The organism is Marinifilum sp. D737, assembly GCF_026672275.1.
Taxonomy (GTDB): Bacteria; Bacteroidota; Bacteroidia; order Bacteroidales; family Marinifilaceae; genus Marinifilum.
Genome location: NZ_JANQCD010000001.1, coordinates 94,617 through 114,308 on the forward strand (window position 1 = coordinate 94,617; position 19,692 = coordinate 114,308).

General features: G+C 34.9%; 18 protein-coding genes. 10 read left to right on the plus strand and 8 right to left on the minus strand.

Translation table 11 applies throughout. The features are described from left to right. Positions 1 to 6 precede the first annotated feature (6 nt). Together NQ163_RS00415 and purE are read right to left on the minus strand one after the other, a co-directional pair. Positions 7 to 819, minus strand: coding sequence for a hypothetical protein (locus tag NQ163_RS00415; RefSeq protein WP_268188350.1), 813 nt, complete (start codon positions 817 to 819; stop codon positions 7 to 9). A 209-nt stretch (positions 820 to 1,028) separates the two neighbouring features. Beyond that, on the minus strand, positions 1,029 to 1,535 hold the full coding sequence (gene purE / locus NQ163_RS00420) for a 5-(carboxyamino)imidazole ribonucleotide mutase (protein WP_268188352.1): 507 nt from the start codon (positions 1,533 to 1,535) through the stop codon (positions 1,029 to 1,031). 292 nt (positions 1,536 to 1,827) lie between these two features. Here purE and hpt point away from each other — a divergent pair, with 292 nt between their 5' ends. From hpt to NQ163_RS00455, 7 genes are all read left to right on the plus strand, one after another. Further along, positions 1,828 to 2,367, plus strand: a complete 540-nt coding sequence (gene hpt / locus NQ163_RS00425; RefSeq protein ID WP_268188354.1) for a hypoxanthine phosphoribosyltransferase — start codon at positions 1,828 to 1,830, stop codon at positions 2,365 to 2,367. A 3-nt stretch (positions 2,368 to 2,370) separates the two neighbouring features. Next, positions 2,371 to 2,976, plus strand: coding sequence for an adenylate kinase (locus tag NQ163_RS00430; RefSeq protein WP_268188355.1), 606 nt, complete (start codon positions 2,371 to 2,373; stop codon positions 2,974 to 2,976). A 12-nt stretch (positions 2,977 to 2,988) separates the two neighbouring features. Next, positions 2,989 to 3,978 (plus strand): GTPase ObgE, encoded by a 990-nt coding sequence (gene obgE / locus NQ163_RS00435; protein WP_268188356.1) that lies wholly within the window; start codon positions 2,989 to 2,991, stop codon positions 3,976 to 3,978. Between the two features lie 13 nt (positions 3,979 to 3,991). Continuing rightward, positions 3,992 to 4,684, plus strand: a complete 693-nt coding sequence (locus NQ163_RS00440; RefSeq protein ID WP_268188358.1) for a phosphatase PAP2 family protein — start codon at positions 3,992 to 3,994, stop codon at positions 4,682 to 4,684. 267 nt (positions 4,685 to 4,951) lie between these two features. Next, positions 4,952 to 6,784 (plus strand): DNA topoisomerase IV subunit B, encoded by a 1,833-nt coding sequence (locus NQ163_RS00445; RefSeq protein ID WP_268188359.1) that lies wholly within the window; start codon positions 4,952 to 4,954, stop codon positions 6,782 to 6,784. Positions 6,785 to 6,846: 62 nt separating this feature from the next. After that, positions 6,847 to 9,465: a DNA gyrase/topoisomerase IV subunit A gene (locus NQ163_RS00450; RefSeq protein ID WP_268188360.1), complete on the plus strand. Its 2,619-nt coding sequence runs from the start codon at positions 6,847 to 6,849 to the stop codon at positions 9,463 to 9,465. A 39-nt stretch (positions 9,466 to 9,504) separates the two neighbouring features. Beyond that, positions 9,505 to 10,026 (plus strand): shikimate kinase, encoded by a 522-nt coding sequence (locus NQ163_RS00455; protein WP_268188361.1) that lies wholly within the window; start codon positions 9,505 to 9,507, stop codon positions 10,024 to 10,026. On the opposite strand, the gene hxpB is transcribed toward NQ163_RS00455, so the two are convergent. Further along, entirely contained in the window at positions 10,004 to 10,657 is a 654-nt protein-coding gene (hxpB, locus tag NQ163_RS00460; RefSeq protein WP_268188362.1) for a hexitol phosphatase HxpB, read from the minus strand. The genes NQ163_RS00455 and hxpB overlap by 23 nt on opposite strands. Before the next feature lie 144 nt (positions 10,658 to 10,801). On the opposite strand from hxpB, the gene NQ163_RS00465 reads away from it, so the two are divergent. Genes NQ163_RS00465 through NQ163_RS00475 form a run of 3 tightly spaced genes read left to right on the plus strand, consistent with a single transcriptional unit; the run spans position 10,802 to position 13,996 of the window. Further along, complete coding sequence (locus NQ163_RS00465) at positions 10,802 to 11,731, plus strand: ATP-binding cassette domain-containing protein (RefSeq protein ID WP_268188363.1); 930 nt, start codon at positions 10,802 to 10,804, stop codon at positions 11,729 to 11,731. A gap of 7 nt (positions 11,732 to 11,738) precedes the next feature. Next, complete coding sequence (locus NQ163_RS00470; RefSeq protein WP_268188364.1) at positions 11,739 to 12,464, plus strand: ABC transporter permease subunit; 726 nt, start codon at positions 11,739 to 11,741, stop codon at positions 12,462 to 12,464. Between the two features lie 17 nt (positions 12,465 to 12,481). After that, positions 12,482 to 13,996: a GldG family protein gene (locus tag NQ163_RS00475; protein WP_268188365.1), complete on the plus strand. Its 1,515-nt coding sequence runs from the start codon at positions 12,482 to 12,484 to the stop codon at positions 13,994 to 13,996. Between the two features lie 357 nt (positions 13,997 to 14,353). Here NQ163_RS00475 and NQ163_RS00480 read toward each other — a convergent pair whose 3' ends face one another. From NQ163_RS00480 to NQ163_RS00500, 5 genes are all read right to left on the minus strand, one after another. Then, positions 14,354 to 16,042: a lytic transglycosylase domain-containing protein gene (locus NQ163_RS00480; protein ID WP_268188366.1), complete on the minus strand. Its 1,689-nt coding sequence runs from the start codon at positions 16,040 to 16,042 to the stop codon at positions 14,354 to 14,356. A gap of 12 nt (positions 16,043 to 16,054) precedes the next feature. Further along, a complete protein-coding gene (locus NQ163_RS00485) occupies positions 16,055 to 16,708 on the minus strand; it encodes a DUF5683 domain-containing protein (RefSeq protein WP_268188367.1) in 654 nt (217 codons plus the stop codon). Between the two features lie 25 nt (positions 16,709 to 16,733). Next, positions 16,734 to 17,609, minus strand: coding sequence for a ParB/RepB/Spo0J family partition protein (locus NQ163_RS00490; protein ID WP_268188369.1), 876 nt, complete (start codon positions 17,607 to 17,609; stop codon positions 16,734 to 16,736). 20 nt (positions 17,610 to 17,629) lie between these two features. Further along, positions 17,630 to 18,433 carry a ParA family protein gene (locus NQ163_RS00495; RefSeq protein WP_120238465.1) on the minus strand — a complete coding sequence of 268 codons (804 nt, stop codon included), beginning with the start codon at positions 18,431 to 18,433 and terminating at the stop codon, positions 17,630 to 17,632. A gap of 215 nt (positions 18,434 to 18,648) precedes the next feature. Next, a complete protein-coding gene (locus NQ163_RS00500; RefSeq protein WP_268188370.1) occupies positions 18,649 to 19,650 on the minus strand; it encodes a bifunctional heptose 7-phosphate kinase/heptose 1-phosphate adenyltransferase in 1,002 nt (333 codons plus the stop codon). Between the last annotated feature and the right edge of the window lie 42 nt (positions 19,651 to 19,692).

The window sequence follows — 19,692 nt, forward strand, 5'->3', positions numbered from 1 at the left end:
TTGGTCTTAGAATTGGAAACTAATATCGGCCGATGGAGTGTAGCCAAGAACAGGATGTCGCGAGAATGCAATGTTGGTTTTTAGCTTAGAGAAGTTATAGCCTATTCCGAGACTTATAGAATTTGGATGGTTGAATGCACCGACCCGAAAGAATAATTTTTCATTTACAGGATATTCTATTCCTGCTTTTACTTGTAGCTTATCGTCTATATTCTTTAATATTTCGGAGCTGATAATGGCTCCGTTCGATAATTTCCATGAAATTCCAAACCTGCCTACAGTTGGAATTTTATCATCGTAATCCCAGGTTTCGAATTTCTCCTGGCTAGGATTGGAAAGATGGAAACCTATGTAGAAATTGGAAGCAATTTCTGCTAACAATCCAAATTCGAATGTATACTTTGATTGTGATCCATATTCGGCATTAAGTTTTTTGCTAATTTGATTGAATTGTAAACCGGCCCAAAAATGTTTTCCTAAGGCTCTTGAATATGAAAGCCCGATTTTATACTCTTTGTAAAGTTCAAAGCCGAATTGGGTGTAGTTAGCGGAAAAGCATCCAAATTTACTTGGAATATTGATGAGAAATGATTTGGTGCTCAGTTCTTTGTTCGTGAATCTGTTTTCGTAGTAAGCGCCAAAAGATTTTCTCGTTAGTAAGGCAAGGCCAGCTTGATTGTGGAAACCTGACCATTCATTGTAGAGTGCAACAGAAGCATTTCCCATTGCAAAAAATCTTGCTCCAGCAGGCCTGTTTTCATTTGAACAGAAAACCTTTATCGAGATGAATAAAAGAATGAATAATAAAAAAATGCGCATAGTATATCAAAATAAAACTGTTATACAGGATATTTAAATACCAATGCCCATTAAGCAAAGCTTAAATTCTTAGAAACCTTGCCTTGTTGTACGCTTTAACCTCTACTCTTTTTATTGATTGAGATCGAAAATCATTGTTAAATTAAAACAAAAAATCTGCATATCATAACGATATGCAGATTTATTTCTATAAATAGGATTATACTCTCCTAGTTAGTCTTGTAATCGTATTTTACAGTCGATAATTCTTCGTTTGCTTTAACGATTTTTTCTTTCAATCCTTCTTTAAATTCAATTACTGCTTCTTGAAGATCTTCATCACCTACAGCAAGAATTTGTGCTGCAAGAATACCTGCATTCATTGCACCGTTGATTCCAACTGTTGCTACAGGAATTCCTGGAGGCATTTGCGCAATACTTAAAAGAGCATCCATTCCATCAAGTGATGCTTTAATTGGTACACCAATTACTGGAATCGAAGTCATAGCTGCAATTACACCTGGAAGGTGAGCTGCCATTCCTGCTCCGGCAATGATTGCCTGAATACCATTCTCTTTTGCGTTTTTAGCAAATTTTTCAACTTGCTCCGGAGTTCTGTGTGCAGATAATGCATTGATTTCAAAAGGAATTTTGAAATCGTTAAGAACTTTTGCCGCTTTTTCCATAACTGGCAGGTCTGATGTGCTGCCCATTATAATGCTAACTTTTGCTTTCATTTGGTTTTTTCGTGGATTTAATAAATAAAATGACAAAAAATTGTACTTTTGCAGCAAAATCAGGAATTGTTTTAATCCCAAAATGTGAACCTGCATCCGTCGCTAATTTTATAGCGTAAAAATGAAAAAAAAATATGTATGTTCCATATGGAGTTGAAACATTTTTTATTTCCTGAACAGTATAAGGATAAAATTACATTAACGATAGCTTAGGGCATTGCCTTAACCGCCCGATAATTCAGAAAAATTCTGACAGGGGAAGTCGGACAACTAAGACAAATATTAAAGACTAATGAAAACTGTAAAACTTCTTGATCGAGAATTTCGTGTATCAATTCCAGCAGAGGAAATTGACAAGGTAATTGCCCAAATGGCTGAAAAAATGAATAAAGAATTGGCAGGAAAAGATCCTTTGTTCATTTGTATTTTAAATGGTTCATTCATGTTTGCATCTGATTTGATGAAGCAAATTACTGTTGAAAATTCACAAATCACTTTCATGCGTTTGTCATCTTACGAGGGAACAAGCACTACAGGTAAAGTGAAAAAATTAATGGGTTTTACCGAGGACTTGAAAGATCGTACAGTTGTATTGTTGGAAGATATTGTAGATACAGGAATCACAATTTCGAATACATTAGAACAGATCAAAGATTACGAAGCCAAAGAAGTGTTGGTTGCAACAATGTTGTTCAAACCAAAAGCTTTAATCAGAGATGTGAAATTACACTACGTTGGAATGGAAATTCCTAATGATTTTATTGTTGGTAGAGGTTTGGATTATGATGGAATTGGAAGAAACCTACCAGATATCTACACTGTAATTGATTAAATAATGTTGAATATTGTTTTGTTTGGACCTCCAGGTTCAGGGAAGGGTACGCAATCTAAATTAATACAAGATAAATTTGGTTTGATCCATCTTTCAACTGGAGATGTTTGCAGGGAGGAGATAAAAAAAGCTACACCAGAAGGATTGGAAGCGAAGCGACTAATTGATGGGGGTAACTTTTTTCCTGATAAGTTGGCGTATCGTATTGTAGAGAAATTTATCGATTCGAATAACGAAGCGAAAGGATTTGTGTATGATGGAATGCCACGTCATGTAGGTCAGATTCCTGTTTTTGCAGAAATGCTAGCCAAGCGAAATGGTATTGTTGATATTGTGGTCGAGCTAAAAGTAGAAGAAGAGGAGCTGATTCAACGTTTGTTGAAAAGAGGCGAAACTTCAGGTCGACCAGATGATAGCGGGCGCGAAGTTATTGAAAAGCGTTTGCGAATTTATGATGATGTAACTGCGCCAATCGCAGAAGAATATAAAAAAGCAGGTGTTTACTATTCTGTTGATGCAATGGGATCAATGGATGAGGTTTTGGATAGAATTTCTAAACTAATTGAAGAAAAGCTATCTCTTACACCTGTATTTGCGGAAGTACGATAGAAAATATAAGCTATGTCAGGATCTAATTTTGTTGATTACGTAAAGATTTTTTGTAGATCGGGAGCTGGAGGAAATGGTTCAACCCACCTTCATCGTGATAAACTAACGATGAAAGGAGGTCCTGATGGTGGTGATGGTGGTCGTGGAGGTCACATCATTATTCGTGCAAACGCACAATTGTGGACGTTGATTCACCTAAAGTTTAGTCGTCATGTATTCGGTGGCGATGGTGGATCGGGTAGCCAAAGCCGAAGTACAGGTTTCGATGGTGAAGACAAAGTGATTGAAGTGCCATTGGGAACGGTTGCCCGTGATGCTGAAACCGGAGAAGTTATTTTTGATGTAACCGAAGATGGGGAAGAGAAAGTGCTTGTTAAAGGAGGACGAGGAGGTCTTGGTAACTGGCATTTTAGATCTTCTACCAACCAAACTCCAAGATATGCACAATCAGGAGGAGAAAGAGTTGAGAGATCGGTTATTTTAGAGCTGAAAGTTCTTGCTGATGTTGGATTGGTTGGATTTCCTAGTGTTGGTAAGTCAACTTTATTATCAGTAGTATCTGCAGCTAAACCAAAAATTGCAGAATACCATTTTACTACCTTGGTTCCTAATCTTGGAATTGTTGCTTATCGCGATGATCGTTCCTTTATTATGGCGGATATTCCTGGGATTATTGAAGGAGCCCATGAAGGTCGAGGCCTGGGTTTACGATTTTTACGACATATCGAACGAAATTCAGTCTTGCTGTTTATGGTGGCAGCCGATAGTAACGATATACACAACGAATACAAGATTCTTTTGAATGAGTTGAAGCAATTCAACCCTGAATTGTTGGATAAGCAAAGATTGCTTGCGGTCACTAAATCAGACATGTTGGATGAGGAGTTGATGGATGAAATTAAGCAAGATTTGCCAGATGTTCCATGTGTTTTTATATCTTCGGTGGCTCAAAAGGGAATCATGGAGTTAAAAGACATGATTTGGAAAGCAATTAACGAATAAAAATAATTAGTGAATGGATACCTTAATTCAATTGGATAAAGAGCTTTTTATGTGGTTTAACAGCCACAATACACCGTTTTGGGATGTTGTAATGATGTTTTTTACCCGAAAAGAATTTTGGATTCCATTGTACCTTTTGCTGTTGTATCAGATTTACAAAGTGAAAGGAAAAGAAGCCATTTACTGGATTTTAGGTGCATTTTTACTTGTGTTTTTGTGTGATCAGATTTCTACTCGATTATTTAAAGATGTGTTTGAAAGATTTCGCCCAAGTCACGATCCAGGTTTGGAAGGAATGGTAAATTTGGTAAGTGGTTACAAAGGTGGTCGATTTGGATTTGTGTCCTCTCATGCAACAAATTCATTTGGATTTGCACTCTTTACATCTTTACTATTCAGAAATAAACTATACACATTCTTCATATTTACCTGGTCTTTATTGGTTGTTTATACTCGTATCTATCTCGGAGTTCATTTTCCTGGAGATATCATTGGAGGAATGATTTTGGGATTAATCCTAGGATACGGTGTTTATCGATTAACCAAATGGTTCTCCAACTCTCGTAAAGGGCCAATAACACGAGGTAGACGAAACATTCAGTCTCTTACTTACTCAGCAGCCTGGCTAATTTTAGCAGTAGCATCTATCGAAATTATTACCATTTGTTTAGTGGTAAGAAAGCTATTAAAATACGGCTTGTTTTAATTTGTCTTTTTAGATAAATAATAAAGAAAATTTGCGCCTAACGATTGATTATTGTTAATTTTAGGTGCGTATTTTGTATAAAATTAAACTTCCTCTTAATTTGGAATCATTTTTATTGCTTAAATCATATTAATTGATTTTTAGAGGAATAAGATTTTGCTATTCTTTTCTGAATGGATGATTACCCTTGACTTTTAACAGCCTGTTGATAAACTACTTTCTTAGGAATCGTTCTTTTAGCTATATTTGTAAAAACGCGAAATTTTCATGACTGCAAAATATTCTGAAGACTCAATACGTACACTCGATTGGAAAGAACATATCCGTAAACGTCCTGGGATGTATATCGGGAAATTAGGCGATGGTTCTTCCCATGATGATGGTATCTACATTTTATTAAAAGAAGTAATTGATAACTCCATTGACGAATTTGCAATGGGTATTGGTAAGTCGATAGAGGTTACCATTACCGATCGTATCGTTACCGTTCGTGACTATGGACGTGGAATTCCATTGGGAAAGGTTATCGATGTAACTTCTAAGATGAATACAGGAGCCAAATACGATTCAAAAGCTTTTAAAAAGTCGGTTGGATTAAATGGTGTAGGTATTAAAGCTGTAAATGCTTTATCGGATGAATTCATTATTGAATCGTTTCGCGATGGCGAAGTAAAAAAAGCTCAATTTTCGAGAGGTGTTCTTTTAAACGAGGAAGAAATTCAACCATCGGAAGAAAAGAATGGCGTTAAAATCACTTTTCATCCCGATGAGGAGATGTTTCCGAATTATAGATATATTTCGGAATACATCGAAACCATGCTGAAGAATTACGTGTATTTGAATGCGGGGCTTTCGATATACTTTAACGGAGAAAGATTTCTTTCCAGAAATGGTTTGCTGGACCTTTTGACTGAGAATATGAACTCAGAAGGTTTATACAACATTGTTCATATGAAAGGCGATGATATTGAGATCGCGCTTACACATGGGAGACAATACGGTGAGGAATATTATTCGTTTGTAAACGGACAGCATACTACACAAGGAGGAACGCATCTTGCAGCATTTCGAGAAGCAGTGGTAAAAACAGTTCGCGATTTCTACAAAAAAGATTTTGATACATCAGATATTAGAACTTCGATAATTGCAGCAATTAGTGTGAAAGTTGAAGAACCAGTTTTTGAATCGCAAACTAAAACCAAGTTAGGTTCTAAAGATATTGGTCCAGATGGACCATCGGTTCGTAATTTCATTATGGATTTTGTTACCTCCAATCTGGATAATTATTTGCACAAAAATCCAGAGGTGGCAGATATCTTGCACAAGAAAATTCTTGAAAATGAGAAAGAGCGTAAAGCCATTTCAGGAATCAAGAAAATTGCTAAGGAGAGAGCTAAAAAAGCAAGTCTGCACAATAGAAAATTGCGCGATTGCAGGGTTCACTTCAACTCAAAGCATGAGTCAAAATCGGAGACTTCTATTTTTATCACCGAGGGTGATTCGGCAAGTGGATCGATTACAAAATCAAGAAATGTAAACATGCAAGCAGTATTTAGCTTGAAGGGGAAGCCATTAAATACATATGGATTAACCAAGAAGATTGTTTACGAAAATGAAGAATTTAATTTGCTGCAAGCAGCCTTAAATATTGAAGATGGAATGGAAGGGTTGCGTTACAACAACGTAATTATAGCAACGGATGCCGATGTAGATGGTATGCACATCAGGTTGTTGTTGATTACCTTCTTCCTTCAATTCTTTCCAGATTTGGTAAGGGGAGGACATCTTTACATTTTACAAACACCTTTGTTTAGAGTAAGAAACAAGAAAAAAACTTTTTATTGTTACTCTGATGAAGAAAGAGAAAAGGCAATTAAACGTTTGGGTTCAAAGCCTGAAATTACACGATTTAAGGGATTAGGTGAAATTTCGCCTGACGAATTCAAAAACTTTATTGGAAAAGACATAAGACTAGATCCGGTTGTGATGAAAAAGGATGATTCTGTTTCCGATATGTTAGAATTCTATATGGGAAAAAATACTCCTAAAAGACAGGAATTTATCATCGAGAATTTATACGTTGAGAAAGACGAATTGTAATCGTTGATATCCCCAAATCAGCAAATCGAATAACTTAAACCATTAAACCCAAAAAAATCTCTATGAGTAGCGAAGAGAGACAAGATATGGAGAATCCGGAGGAGTTGGACAACGAGTTGAATGGCAAACAATCGGAAGCCATGAGAAATGTTACCTATCTAAAGGGTATGTATCAGGATTGGTTTCTTGATTACGCATCATATGTAATCCTGGAACGTGCAGTACCTTATGTGAATGATGGATTAAAGCCGGTTCAGCGTAGGATTTTGCACGCCATGAAACAATTGGACGATGGACGTTACAATAAGGTAGCGAACATTATTGGTAATACCATGCAGTATCACCCTCACGGCGATGCCTCAATTGGTGATGCATTGGTTCAGTTGGGACAAAAAGATTTGTTGATCGATACTCAGGGAAACTGGGGAAATATACTTACTGGTGACTCTTCGGCAGCTCCTCGTTACATTGAGGCTCGCTTGTCAAAGTTTGCATTAGAGGTTTTGTTTAACCCTAAAACTACCAACTGGAAACTTTCCTACGATGGTAGAAACAAGGAGCCAATTACACTTCCTGTTAAATTCCCATTATTGCTGGCACAAGGGGTAGAAGGGATCGCTGTTGGTTTAGCTTCAAAAATACTACCTCACAACTTTAATGAATTAATTCAGGCTTGTATTGCTTACCTTAAGGAGGAGGAGTTTGAGCTTTATCCTGATTTTCCAACTGCTGGAATGATTGAGGTGAGTCGTTACAACGATGGCTTAAGAGGAGGTGCAGTTAAGGTTCGTGCCAGAATAGAGAAGGTTGATAACAAGACATTAAAGATATCTGAGATTCCTTATGGCAAGACAACTACCAGTCTTATTGATTCAATCATTAAAGCCAATGATAAAGGAAAAATCAAGATTAAGAAGATTGATGATAATACAGCTGCTGATGTTGAAATTCTAATTCACCTGGCAAATGGTATTTCTTCAGATAAAACCATTGATGCACTGTATGCATTTACCGATTGTGAAACATCAATATCTCCAAATGCATGTATTATTGAAGATGATACACCAAAATTTATTGGAGTGTCTGAAATTCTTAAGCGATCAGCTGACAATACCGTTGCTCTGCTGAAATTGGAGCTTGAAATACGTAAGCGTGAGCTTGAGGAAGCATGGCATTATGCATCATTGGAAAGAATCTTTATTGAAAATAGAATCTATCGCGATATTGAGGAATGTGAAACATGGGAATCGGTACTTGAAACCATTGATGAAGGATTAAAGCCCCATACACAGCATTTAATGCGTGCTGTTACTCAGGATGATATTATTCGCTTAACAGAGATTAAGATTAAAAGAATTTCTAAGTTTGATATCGACAAGGCCAAAGATTTCATTCAGTCTATCGAGGATGAGATTGAAGAAATTAAAGTTCACATTGCTAATATTATTCCTTTCACAATTCGTTATTTCCAGGCAATTAAAAAGAAATACGGAAAAGGAAAGGAGAGAAAAACAGAAATCAGAAGCTTCGAGAATATTGTTGCTACGAAGGTTGTTGTTGCAAATCAAAAACTATACATCAATCGCGAAGATGGTTTCATGGGAACCGGCTTGAAGAAAGATGAATATGTATGTGAATGCTCGGATATTGATGATATTATTGTTTTCAGAAAAGATGGTACCTATTTCGTTACCAAAGTTTCTGAAAAATCATTTATAGGTAAAAATATTCTTCACCTTACAGTTTTCCGTAAGAACGATAAGAGGACCATTTATAATGTAGCTTATCGTGATGGACGTGGAGGAATTTGCTATGTGAAACGTTTCTCGGTAACAAGTATTACTCGTGACAAAGAGTATGATTTAACCAAAGGAACAGCAGGTTCAAGAATTCTTTATTTCACAGCCAATCCAAATGGAGAAGCAGAAATCATTAGAGTTGTCCTTAAGCCAAAACCAAGATTAAAGAAATTAAACTTTGAGTTTGATTTTGCTGAATTGGCAGTTAAAGGGCGAGCATCAATGGGAAATATTCTTTCCAGAAATGATGTGCACAAGATTACCTTGAAACATGAAGGTGTTTCTACTCTTGGTGGACGTAAAATTTGGTTCGATCCGGATGTGTTGCGTCTGAATACCGATCAGAGAGGTGATTTCTTGGGAGAATTTATGGGAGATGATAGGATTCTTGTGGTTAGCAGACCATCTACTTTCCATTTTACCAGCTTTGATTTAAGCAATCATTATTCGGATAATATTAGTATTATTGAAAAATTTGATGCTGAGAAAGTATGGTCAGCTGTATTCTACGATGCAGACCAGGAATATTGGTATCTGAAGAGATTTACCATGGAAGGAAATGGCAAACCAACAGGTTTTGTGGGTGATAATCCAGAGAACAAATTACTGATTCTTACAGATGAAAAATATCCTAGGTTCGAAGTTTCGTTTGGAGGTAAAAATGAAGATAGACCAAACGAAATAATAGAAGGAGAGGAGTTTATCGGAGTTAAATCCTACAAGGCAAGAGGAAAACGATTAAGTATTTACGAAATTGCCAACATTAAAGAAATTGAACCACTTCCAAGAGAGAATGAAATAAAAGAGGAAGATCTGGAAAGTGAGACGGTAGATGAACTAACAGTCGACGACGGTAAAAATCAAATAGAATTGAATATGTAATAACACAGGTGTCTCAGACACCTGTTTTTTCTTATAGGTATGCGAATATTTTTAGTAGGATATATGGGGAGTGGAAAATCGAGATGGGGTAAAATGATAGCCAATCATTACGGGCTTTGTTTTATCGATTTGGATACTCATATTGAAGAACGCGAAGGAATTACTATTCCTGAAATATTTACAAAATACAATGAGGAAGGATTTCGGGAAATAGAGAGAAGAGCTTTGAAGTCTATTGGCGATATCGACAATGTAATTATTGCTACAGGAGGAGGAGCTCCTTGTTTTAATAATAACATGCAAGAAATGAATTCTTTGGGAGAAACACTTTATATTGAGGGAACTCCTGAATTATTGCGCGATCGAATTACAAGTTCCAATACAGAGCGCCCTCTTGTGAAAAATTACTCTCAAGATGAATTGTTGGAATACATACAGAATCATCTTAACTCGAGAAAACCTTTTTATGAACAAGCAAAGTATAAAATTGTAACTGGTGATTTGGAGTTGGAAAACTTTATTCAAATTCTAGATCCAATTATAAACTCTCTAAATCAGTAAGTTTAAATTCATTTAGATTATTTAGGATTTTATTGGCAATAATGAATTTTCTTAAATTCAATGCTGCTGATTCAGGAATAGCAAAACATTTCATATTTGCAGCCAAAGCCGATATAACGCCATTTAAAGAGTCTTCGAATACAAGGCATTCATTTGGATTTACACCAAGCATTTTCGCAGTTGAAATAAATATTTGAGGATGAGGTTTGCCATATTCTTCGTATTCTGCAGAATGAACAACTTCAAAATATTCTCGAATGTTCAATTTGTCTAGTACAGCTTCAATAATGTTCATTTTCGATGAAGAAGCTAATCCAATCTTTATTGTCGATTGCTTAAGATTTTCCAAAACATTGTATACGCCAGTTAAAGCTTTGCCTTTTTCGTTGACCAGTTTAATTACATTGTTTACGATAGCGTCAACAACTTCAGTTTTGCTCTTGTGATTCCAGTTTTGAATTTCCCACATGGCATCTACAACTTCATCAATTCTTTTTCCCATGAAAATTTCAAACATTTCTTTGTTTGTATTAATTCCCAATGAGTTGAAGACAAGGTTTTCACTCTCTTGCCAAAAAGGTTCAGAGTCGATTAACAACCCATCCATATCAAAAATCACCGCTTTAATCATGTGGCAAAAGTAGTATTTTTTTAAATGATATTTTAAATTGATAGATTTTATCAAATTGTTAATAATTGTTAAATCACTGACGACCTAACCATAGAAAAGTCGATTTTTTTAAATTTGTTAGATACCAAATGAAAGTTATTAAATATGGATATAGTTGTTGAGCATCTGACCAAAAGATATGGACCTCAAAAAGCTGTGGATAATGTTTCTTTTCGCGTAAAAGCTGGAGAAGTATTGGGTTTTTTAGGACCGAATGGTGCAGGAAAGACAACCACGATGAAAGCAATTTCCTGTTATATTAACCCCGATGAGGGAGATGTTAAAGTGGGAGGTTATTCTATAAAAGAACATCCTGAAATTATAAAGAAGAATATTGGCTATTTGCCAGAAAATAATCCTCTTTATCAGGATATGAATATTATTGATTTTTTAGAATTTATTGCTAAAATTCATGGTATTCCTAAATATTTAATTCCTGAACGAATTTTAGATATGGTTCGAATTTGTGGGCTTGAGGGGGAAAAACACAAGTTGATTAGTGAACTTTCCAAAGGATATCAGCAAAGAGTTGGTTTGGCTCAAGCTTTAATTCATGATCCTGAAATTTTGATACTGGATGAGCCAACTACAGGATTAGATCCTAATCAAATTGTTGAAATTAGAGAGCTAATAAAACGAATTGGGAAGGAAAAAACCGTAATTCTAAGTTCTCATATTCTTGCGGAGGTGGAAGCGACTTGCGATCGAATCTTAATTATCAACAATGGTAGAATTGTAGTAGATGGTACAGCTGAGGACTTGAGGAAGCAGGCTGCGGGGAATGAGATTTTAAAATTGGGCATTCAGGGAGGTGATGTAAATGATATTTTCGAAAATTTATTGGATTTAGAAACTGTTGATTCAGTAGATTTTATTGATATCGATAAACAGTTGTTTGAGATACAATCATTAAAGGAGGAAACTTCGGTGAAGGCTATTTTTGATTTATGTGTCCAAAACAATTATTATATTTCGGAATTGACACCAACCGAGAAAAAATTGGAAGATATTTTCCGTCAGTTAACTCTTCATTAAAAGATTTATGAAGCAAATTTTACACATTGCATATCGAGAACTAAATTCCTTTTTTGATTCACTTACAGCCTATGTATTAATTGTGATATTTCTTGGCTTTAGTGGGTTTTTTACCTGGATTTACGGTGCTGATGTATTCTTTTTAGGACAGGCAAGTCTTGATACTTTTTTTACTGTAGCTTATTGGAGTTTGTTTATTTTTATTCCCGCTTTAACCATGAGATCTATTGCAGGCGAGTTAAAAGCAGGTACATTAGAATTATTACTTACTAAGCCAGTAAGTGACTGGCAATTAATTTTAGGGAAGTTTTTGTCAACATTTTTCTTAATTGGGATAGCTTTAACACCTACATTGTTCTACTATTTTACTTTATGGGCCATTGGTCCTGTTGATCACTCGGCCATTGTGTTAGGCTATTTAGGCTTACTTTTGATGAGTATGGTTTATATAAGTATTGGATTATTAACAAGTTGTTTGTTTTCTAATCCGATAGTTGCATCTTTAACGGCATTGTCAATTGGGATATTTTTTCATATCATTTTTGATGTCTTGGCTGCAAATTTTGTTGGATTTACAGGAAGTGTATTCAATTCTTTGAGTTTATCTACGCATTTTGAGTCAATAACTCGAGGTGTTGTTGATACAAAAGATTTAATCTATTTCTTTTCAATTTCATTCTTTTGTTTGTATTCGTCTAAAATGATTCTTTCGAATAGAAACCTTCAAGTATAATGTGTTAGATATTAAATATGATAAAAAGAAGAAAAGTTATATATAATATTTTAATGGTGGCTGGTTTGTTGATTGTGTTGAATTCACTTTCATCAGTGTTTTTTCTTAGGGCCGATTTTACCGAAGATAAAAGATATACTTTAGATCGCTCTACAAAACGTATCTTAAAAGAAGTAAATGAGCCTATTATTATCACTCTATATATTTCCGAAGATCTACCTACAGACGTTAATAGAACGGTTAAGGATTTAAAAAACTTGCTAACGGAATATAGTCATTACAGTAACAGAAAAATTGATTTTGAATACATTAATCCCAATAAAAATGTAGAACTCGAGCAAGAAGCTATAGAAGCTGGAATTCATCCTGTACCTCTGGAAGTTAGAGAGAAAGATCAGTTAAAGGTTCAAAGAGTGTTTTTAGGCATGGTAATACAGGTTGGTAACGAGTTTGAAGCAATACCTTTAATAAAACCTGGAATTGCGATGGAGTATACTTTGTCCACTTTGATCAAGAGGTTAACCATTAAGGATAAGCCTCAGATTGGCTATATTATGGGACATGGAGAACCTGAATTTGCTTCGATTGAACAAGTATTGGATGAATTATCCATATTATATGATGTAAAACCTGTATATCTTCTGGCAGAACCTGATTTGGAAAAATATGAATGTTTGATGTTAATTGGGCCAACAGGTACAATTTCTCCAACTCAATTGGGAAGTCTTGATAACTATCTTGAAAAAGGAGGGTCGTTGATGATTGCCATGGAGCGCGTTCGTGGTATGCTAAATGATGGTATTGGTGTAACCGTAAATACAGGTTTGGAGAAATGGCTTGAGAATAAGGGATTGTACGTTGAAGATTCTTTTATTGTAGATAAAAAGTGTGGTACAGTAACAGTGCAACAACAAGGATTTTTTTCATTCCCACAGCAAATTAATTTTCCATTTTTGCCTGTAATTTCCCAATTTACAAATCATAGCATAACAGACGGTATTGAAACTCTGATTTTACAATTTGCCAGTCCGATAAAGTATGTTGGTGATACTTTGATGAATTATCAGCCGTTGGCTTATACATCAAAAATATCAGGAAAATTGAAAGCACCTATAAGCTTTAATATTGGAAGAAATTGGAGAGCTCAAGACTTTCTTTATCCTGACTTAACAGTTGCTGCAACTTTATCAGGAGCAATGGGTGGAGAAGAAGAAGCCAAGATTTGTTTGATTGGAGATGGAAACTTTATCGTAAATGGGTTTGGTGCAAACAAAATTCCAATTCAAAAAGATAATATTAACCTTTTTGCCAATGCTATAGATTGGCTTTCAGATGACTCTGGATTAATGAGCTTAAGAACAAAAGGAGTGTTATCGCGTCCATTGAAAGAAATTTCAGATGGAAAAGTATTGATGATTAAGTACTTTAATTTTTTAATACCAGTTGTGCTTTTAATTGCTTATGGAGTAATACGATTTAAACGAAGAAGCAACAGAAGAAGTAAACGGATGCGACCTGGATTTATAAAATAAGGATTGAGAATTGTTGTTCCCGGCTTCCGGCAAATCGGGGAAAGATTTAACCGGAAGCTAATTAGCATATCAATGAATCGGGGAACAAATAAAAACTTACAGTTTTTATTTATCGAAAGCAATTTAATTATATTAAGGTCACTAATCAAAAAAAATCTTCTTTTGCATGTCAGTTTATGCTTAAAAAAGAATGTAAGTTTCAGTATATTAATATTATCCGATATTGTAGAGTTTGCTAATTTAAAAGCATTATAAATAATTTAATTGGTTAATTGTTTATAAATTAGAGGAATTTGTTTATAAAACCCATAAAAAAAGCGAAGATATTTCTTCGCTTTTTTTATGCAGTATATAAGATTAGCTCTTTCGTTTAATTCTTAATTTTTGTCCTACTTTAAGACTTCTGGCATCATTAATATTATTCAATTTCATAATATCGTAGTTCGAAACCCCAGGAAATTTTTTAGCGATTGTCCAGAAATTATCACCTCTTCGTACCGTATAGTAAACATACGACCCATCGGTTTTTTCAGGTGTATTTGTAGCAGCAACAGCAGTGCTTGTGGGACTTACTTTTTTCCCCAATGTAGCTTGTTTTTGAGCATAGCTCATGCTGTTGAAGCTTTGGTAATAATCAGCTTTAGATTTAGGAACATAAACTACTAGTTTTTGTCCTACTTTAATTAAGTTTCTTCTGATATTGTTCCAGTATCGCAGGTCTGAAGTTCTAATGTGAAACCATGAAGCGATTAATCCTACGGCATCGCCTGGTTTTACTTTGTAGTATACTTTAGCCTTGTTTTTCGGCGTTACATGAGCAAATTTTTGATACCTGTCCCTAGGATTAACAACCTTATCCTTTTGGCTGAAATAATAATCCTTCTTGTATGCAAAAATTGAATCTTGCATATCGATGAATTTTGAGGTTAATTTTAACGGAAGTTTAAGGGAATATGCTTTTCCTCCAGGTAAAATATCAGCTCGATATTGTGGATTTAAATCTCTTAATTGCTCTTTAGGAATATTAATTACTTTCGAAACTTGATCAAAATGTAAAGTTTCATTAATCATTAATGTATCGCAAGCAATTGGGAAATTCGATTTCTTTGGATAAAGATTGTGTTCTTTGTGGTAATTGAAAGTATATATTGCAGCAATAAAAGCTGGAACATATCCTCTGGTTTCACGAGGTAGTCGATAATAAATATCCCAATAATTTCTTTTACCTCCACTGCGTCTAATGGCTTTGTTAACATTTCCAGGACCACAATTGTAAGCAGCAATTACCAAATGCCAATTGCCGTATACTTTGTACATATCTTTTAAATATTTAACCGCAGCATAACTCGATTTCACAGGATCTCTTCTTTCATCAACAAAAGAGTTGATGTTTAGTTTGTACATGCGACCTGTTCCATACATAAATTGCCATAAACCGCTAGCTCCTGCACGTGATAATGCTTTAGGATTTAATGCCGATTCAATAATTGGAAGGTATTTTAGTTCTTGAGGCAAGCCTTCTTTATCTAAAATTTCTTCGAAAATCGGGAAATAATATTCAGATAATCCCATCATGTATTCAACCTGAGATCTTCTCTTTTCAGAATACAGTTTAATGTAGTTTTTAACGATTTTGTTGTAAGATAAATCGATTAAAGAAGGGATTTGCTTTAAACGATCGATGTATATAGAATCATTTAAAGTGATATTGGTATTTGGTTTTTCTGTACTGTAATGAGAATCTGTGTTTTTGATATACCAAAGATGTAATAGGCTATCCAGATTACTTGAAAAATTAGTATTGATATTGTCATCCAGGTCGTAACGAACATCAACATTGTTCAATTTTAGAAATGCCAGGGTATCTGTTTCTGATTCAGGTTCACTTACAGCAATTTCAGTGCTCACAGTGTCCAGATCAGATAAAGTATTTTCAGTTTTTACTTGCTCTTCCTTAATATTTTGCGTTACAGATGGCTTAATTGTACTGCATGCCAATGCAGTTACCGATAAAATTATGGGTATAAAAAAAATCTTTCTTCTCATTGTCTCTCTCGTCTAAAAAGTAATTTGGCATCTAAATCCAAGCGTATTGCCCGTAAAGGCTGAGTAGCTTACTGCAGGTTCAACCCTAAAAGTAAGTTCGTCGTTCACATTAAAGTTCATTAAATGTGCATCAACGGCAGCATCAATGATGTTTAATACGTAAACTCCCGCTAAAATGATATAGCTGAGATCTCTGTCGTGTTTGTAGGAGTCTTTATTGTTTTTTAATTGTGTTTTGAACCAATTATGATATCTTTGATCTTGAGCATCGACATCAACCGATGTTAATTCAAGATAACTTTTAGCCGTAGGCTCAGGTAATGCTGGATCTTCAGGATTATATTTCCATTCATAAAATTCAGAAAAATCTTTAAATCCATTCTTATATTCTTTAAACCTTTGTGTATTCCAGTTAATTGCATATATGGTAGCACCAATTCCAGCATAAAGAATAGGAATTTTCCAGTACTTTTTATTGTATGCCTGACCTAAACCTGGCAAGATTACCGAATACATTGTAGCCTTATGAGGAGAGTGTATCTTAACACTTGATTCCACCTGCACGGTATCTGCAGTAAATTTCTGAGCTTTAACTTGAGTGTTTGCAGCTAAGATAAAAACAAGCAATACCGCCACTGTATTTAAAAGTGGGCGTAAATTGTTCAATTTTAATTGTTTTATGTGTTACTATTTACGAATTCATTTGATCCATAACGGCCAAAATACGCTCTAAATCATCGTCCGATTTAAATGGGATAATGATTTTTCCTTTACCGTTATTGGTACGCTTTAAATCAACTTTAGTTTTAAAATGTTCTGAAAGATGGTCTTTTAATGACTCATACTCTTTAGGCAATGAATTTTTGGAAGGAGCTTTTTTCTCCTTGCTGCCTTTGTTCAATTCACGAACCAATTCCTCAACTTTTCGTACCGAGAAATCATTCTCAACGGTTAGTTTAAAGATGTCAAGCTGAGATTTAGGATCGTCAACATTTACAAGAGCTCTTGCATGCCCCATAAGAAGCCTTTTCTCGCGAATTCCTTTTTGAATTTCGGCAGGTAGTTTAAGTAATCGTAAATAGTTGGATATGGTGGAGCGCTTTTTTCCGACACGTTCGGATAAACTCTCTTGTGTTAGTTTAATTTCATCAATTAGCCTTTGATAACTAATGGCAACTTCAATAGAATCAAGATCTTCACGTTGAATATTTTCAACCAATGCCAATTCCAACATTTTGTCATCATCAGCAAGGCGAATATATACAGGAACACTATTTAAACCTGCTATTTTAGCAGCTCTAAAACGTCGTTCCCCGGCAATAAGCTGGTAAGAATTGTTATTGATTTTACGCACCGTTAGCGGCTGTACAATACCTAATTCTTTAATGGATTGGGCAAGTTCATTTAAAGCTTCCTCGTCAAACTTTGTTCTAGGTTGGTAAGGATTGGCTTCGATTTTAGAAATTTCAATTTCGTTGCTTACACTTTTTACTGGTTTTGCCTGCACTTCATCAACATCGTCGATTAATGCACCTAATCCCCTTCCTAATGCGCTTTTTTTTGCCATGTTACTCTTTCAATATTATATTATTCGCTGATAATCTTTTCTTTATTACTCATTTTGGTCATGTTGTTGTTCTGCAACAATTCGCGAGCCAAATTTAAGTAATTAATTGCACCTGCCGAGTCTGCATCATAAAGAATTGCAGGTTTTCCGTAACTTGGAGCTTCTCCAAGTTTGGTATTTCGTTGAATAATGGTTTCAAATACCATATCCTGGAAATGTTTTCGAACTTCGCTAACCACCTGGTTTGATAATCTTAAACGGCTATCGTACATGGTTAAAAGGAAACCTTCAATTTCCAATTCGGTATTTAAACGGGATTGAATGATTTTAATTGTGTTTAAAAGTTTACCAAGACCTTCCAATGCAAAATATTCACACTGTACAGGTATGATCACTGAGTCAGCTGCCGTAAGTGCATTAACAGTTATTAAACCTAATGATGGAGAACAGTCGATCAAAATAAAATCATAATCAGGACTTACCTTTTTTAATACATTCGAAAGTATTTTTTCACGATTTGATAGGTTGAGCATTTCAATTTCAGCACCAACCAAATCAATGTGAGAAGGAATAATATCAAAGCCTTCGATATCACTTGTAAGAACTGCGTCTTTCGGATTAATTCCGTCAACTATACATTCATAAATGCTATTTTCGATAGAACGAACATCATAACCTATTCCTGATGTTGAATTAGCCTGTGGATCAGCATCAATAATCAGTACCTTATATTCCAAAACGGCAAGGCTCGAAGCCAGGTTGATAGCCGTAGTGGTTTTCCCAACCCCTCCTTTTTGGTTCGCCAGAGCAATAATTTTAGCCATAAACAATTCTTATTACAAGGATTTAAATTAATTTTTTTGATGTAGTTCCAAAGATACAATTTTAAGCGACATTTAAAATTTTGAGTCATTCTAAAATACCAACAGAAACCATTAAATTATCAACATATTACTTGTGTGATTTAAGAAAAACGTTCTGAAATCAACTTCTTTAATATCAATTGTTTTCATAATCGAAAATGAGAGTTTAAATGATTTTAAACTTTTGCGAATAATTTAATGCTTTCTTTAAGTAATTGTTCTTTTTCGATTGGTACAACTACAGGAATTTCACATACAATTCCACCCGCTAAATTCGATATTGCAGCAATCTCTTTCGCATTCAAACCTGCCGCTAAACAAAGTGTTGCAACACTAATTACAGTATCACCAGCACCCGAAACATCTGCAATTTCACGCACCACAGCCGGAATGTGTTCGAAAGTATCTTCATTGCTGATAAAAACACCAAGTTCTGAAAGAGTTATCAGCAACTTGTTAATATTCATTTTATTCTGGAACTTTTTAGCTTCAGTAAATAGTCCTTCTATATTACCTTTTTCAAGATTAAGATTTGATCCTTCAACAAACTCTTTGAAGTTAGGTTTGAATAGGCTTACGTTTTTATAATCTGAATAGTGACGCTTTTTAGGATCGACAAGAATAGGAATATTTTTATCGTTGGCAAACTTCGTAATTTCATCAATTAACTTTTTGGTGATAACACCTTTATCGTAATCTTCGAAAATTACAGCATGAATTTCGTGTTTATCTAATAAATTTTTAATGTGATGGATAAATTCAACTTCAATCTCATCAGCCAATTCGTGAGTATCTTCTTCATCTACACGAATAATGTGTTGATTATCGCTAATAAATCTAGTTTTAACTGTTGTTCTTCGATGTTTGCTCACAACAATTCCTGACTGTTCATCTTGAATATCAGTAAGAAGGTTTAAGAATTCTTCTCCTTTCTCATCGTTGCCGATTACAGAGCAAAGGATAGGATTTGCTCCCATAGACTTGATATTCAGAGCAACATTGGCAGCACCACCCAGTCGGCTTTCACGATTAACACATGAAACAATTGGTACGGGAGCCTCTGGTGAGATTCGATCAACTTTGCCCCAAACGTAGGCATCAACCATTACATCACCAATAATTAGCACATTATAATCGGAAAAACTATCAAAAGTTTTTTCAAGTTCAGTTTTGTTCACAATAATTCGATTTTCGAGATTATTTAAGCAAAGATAAACAAA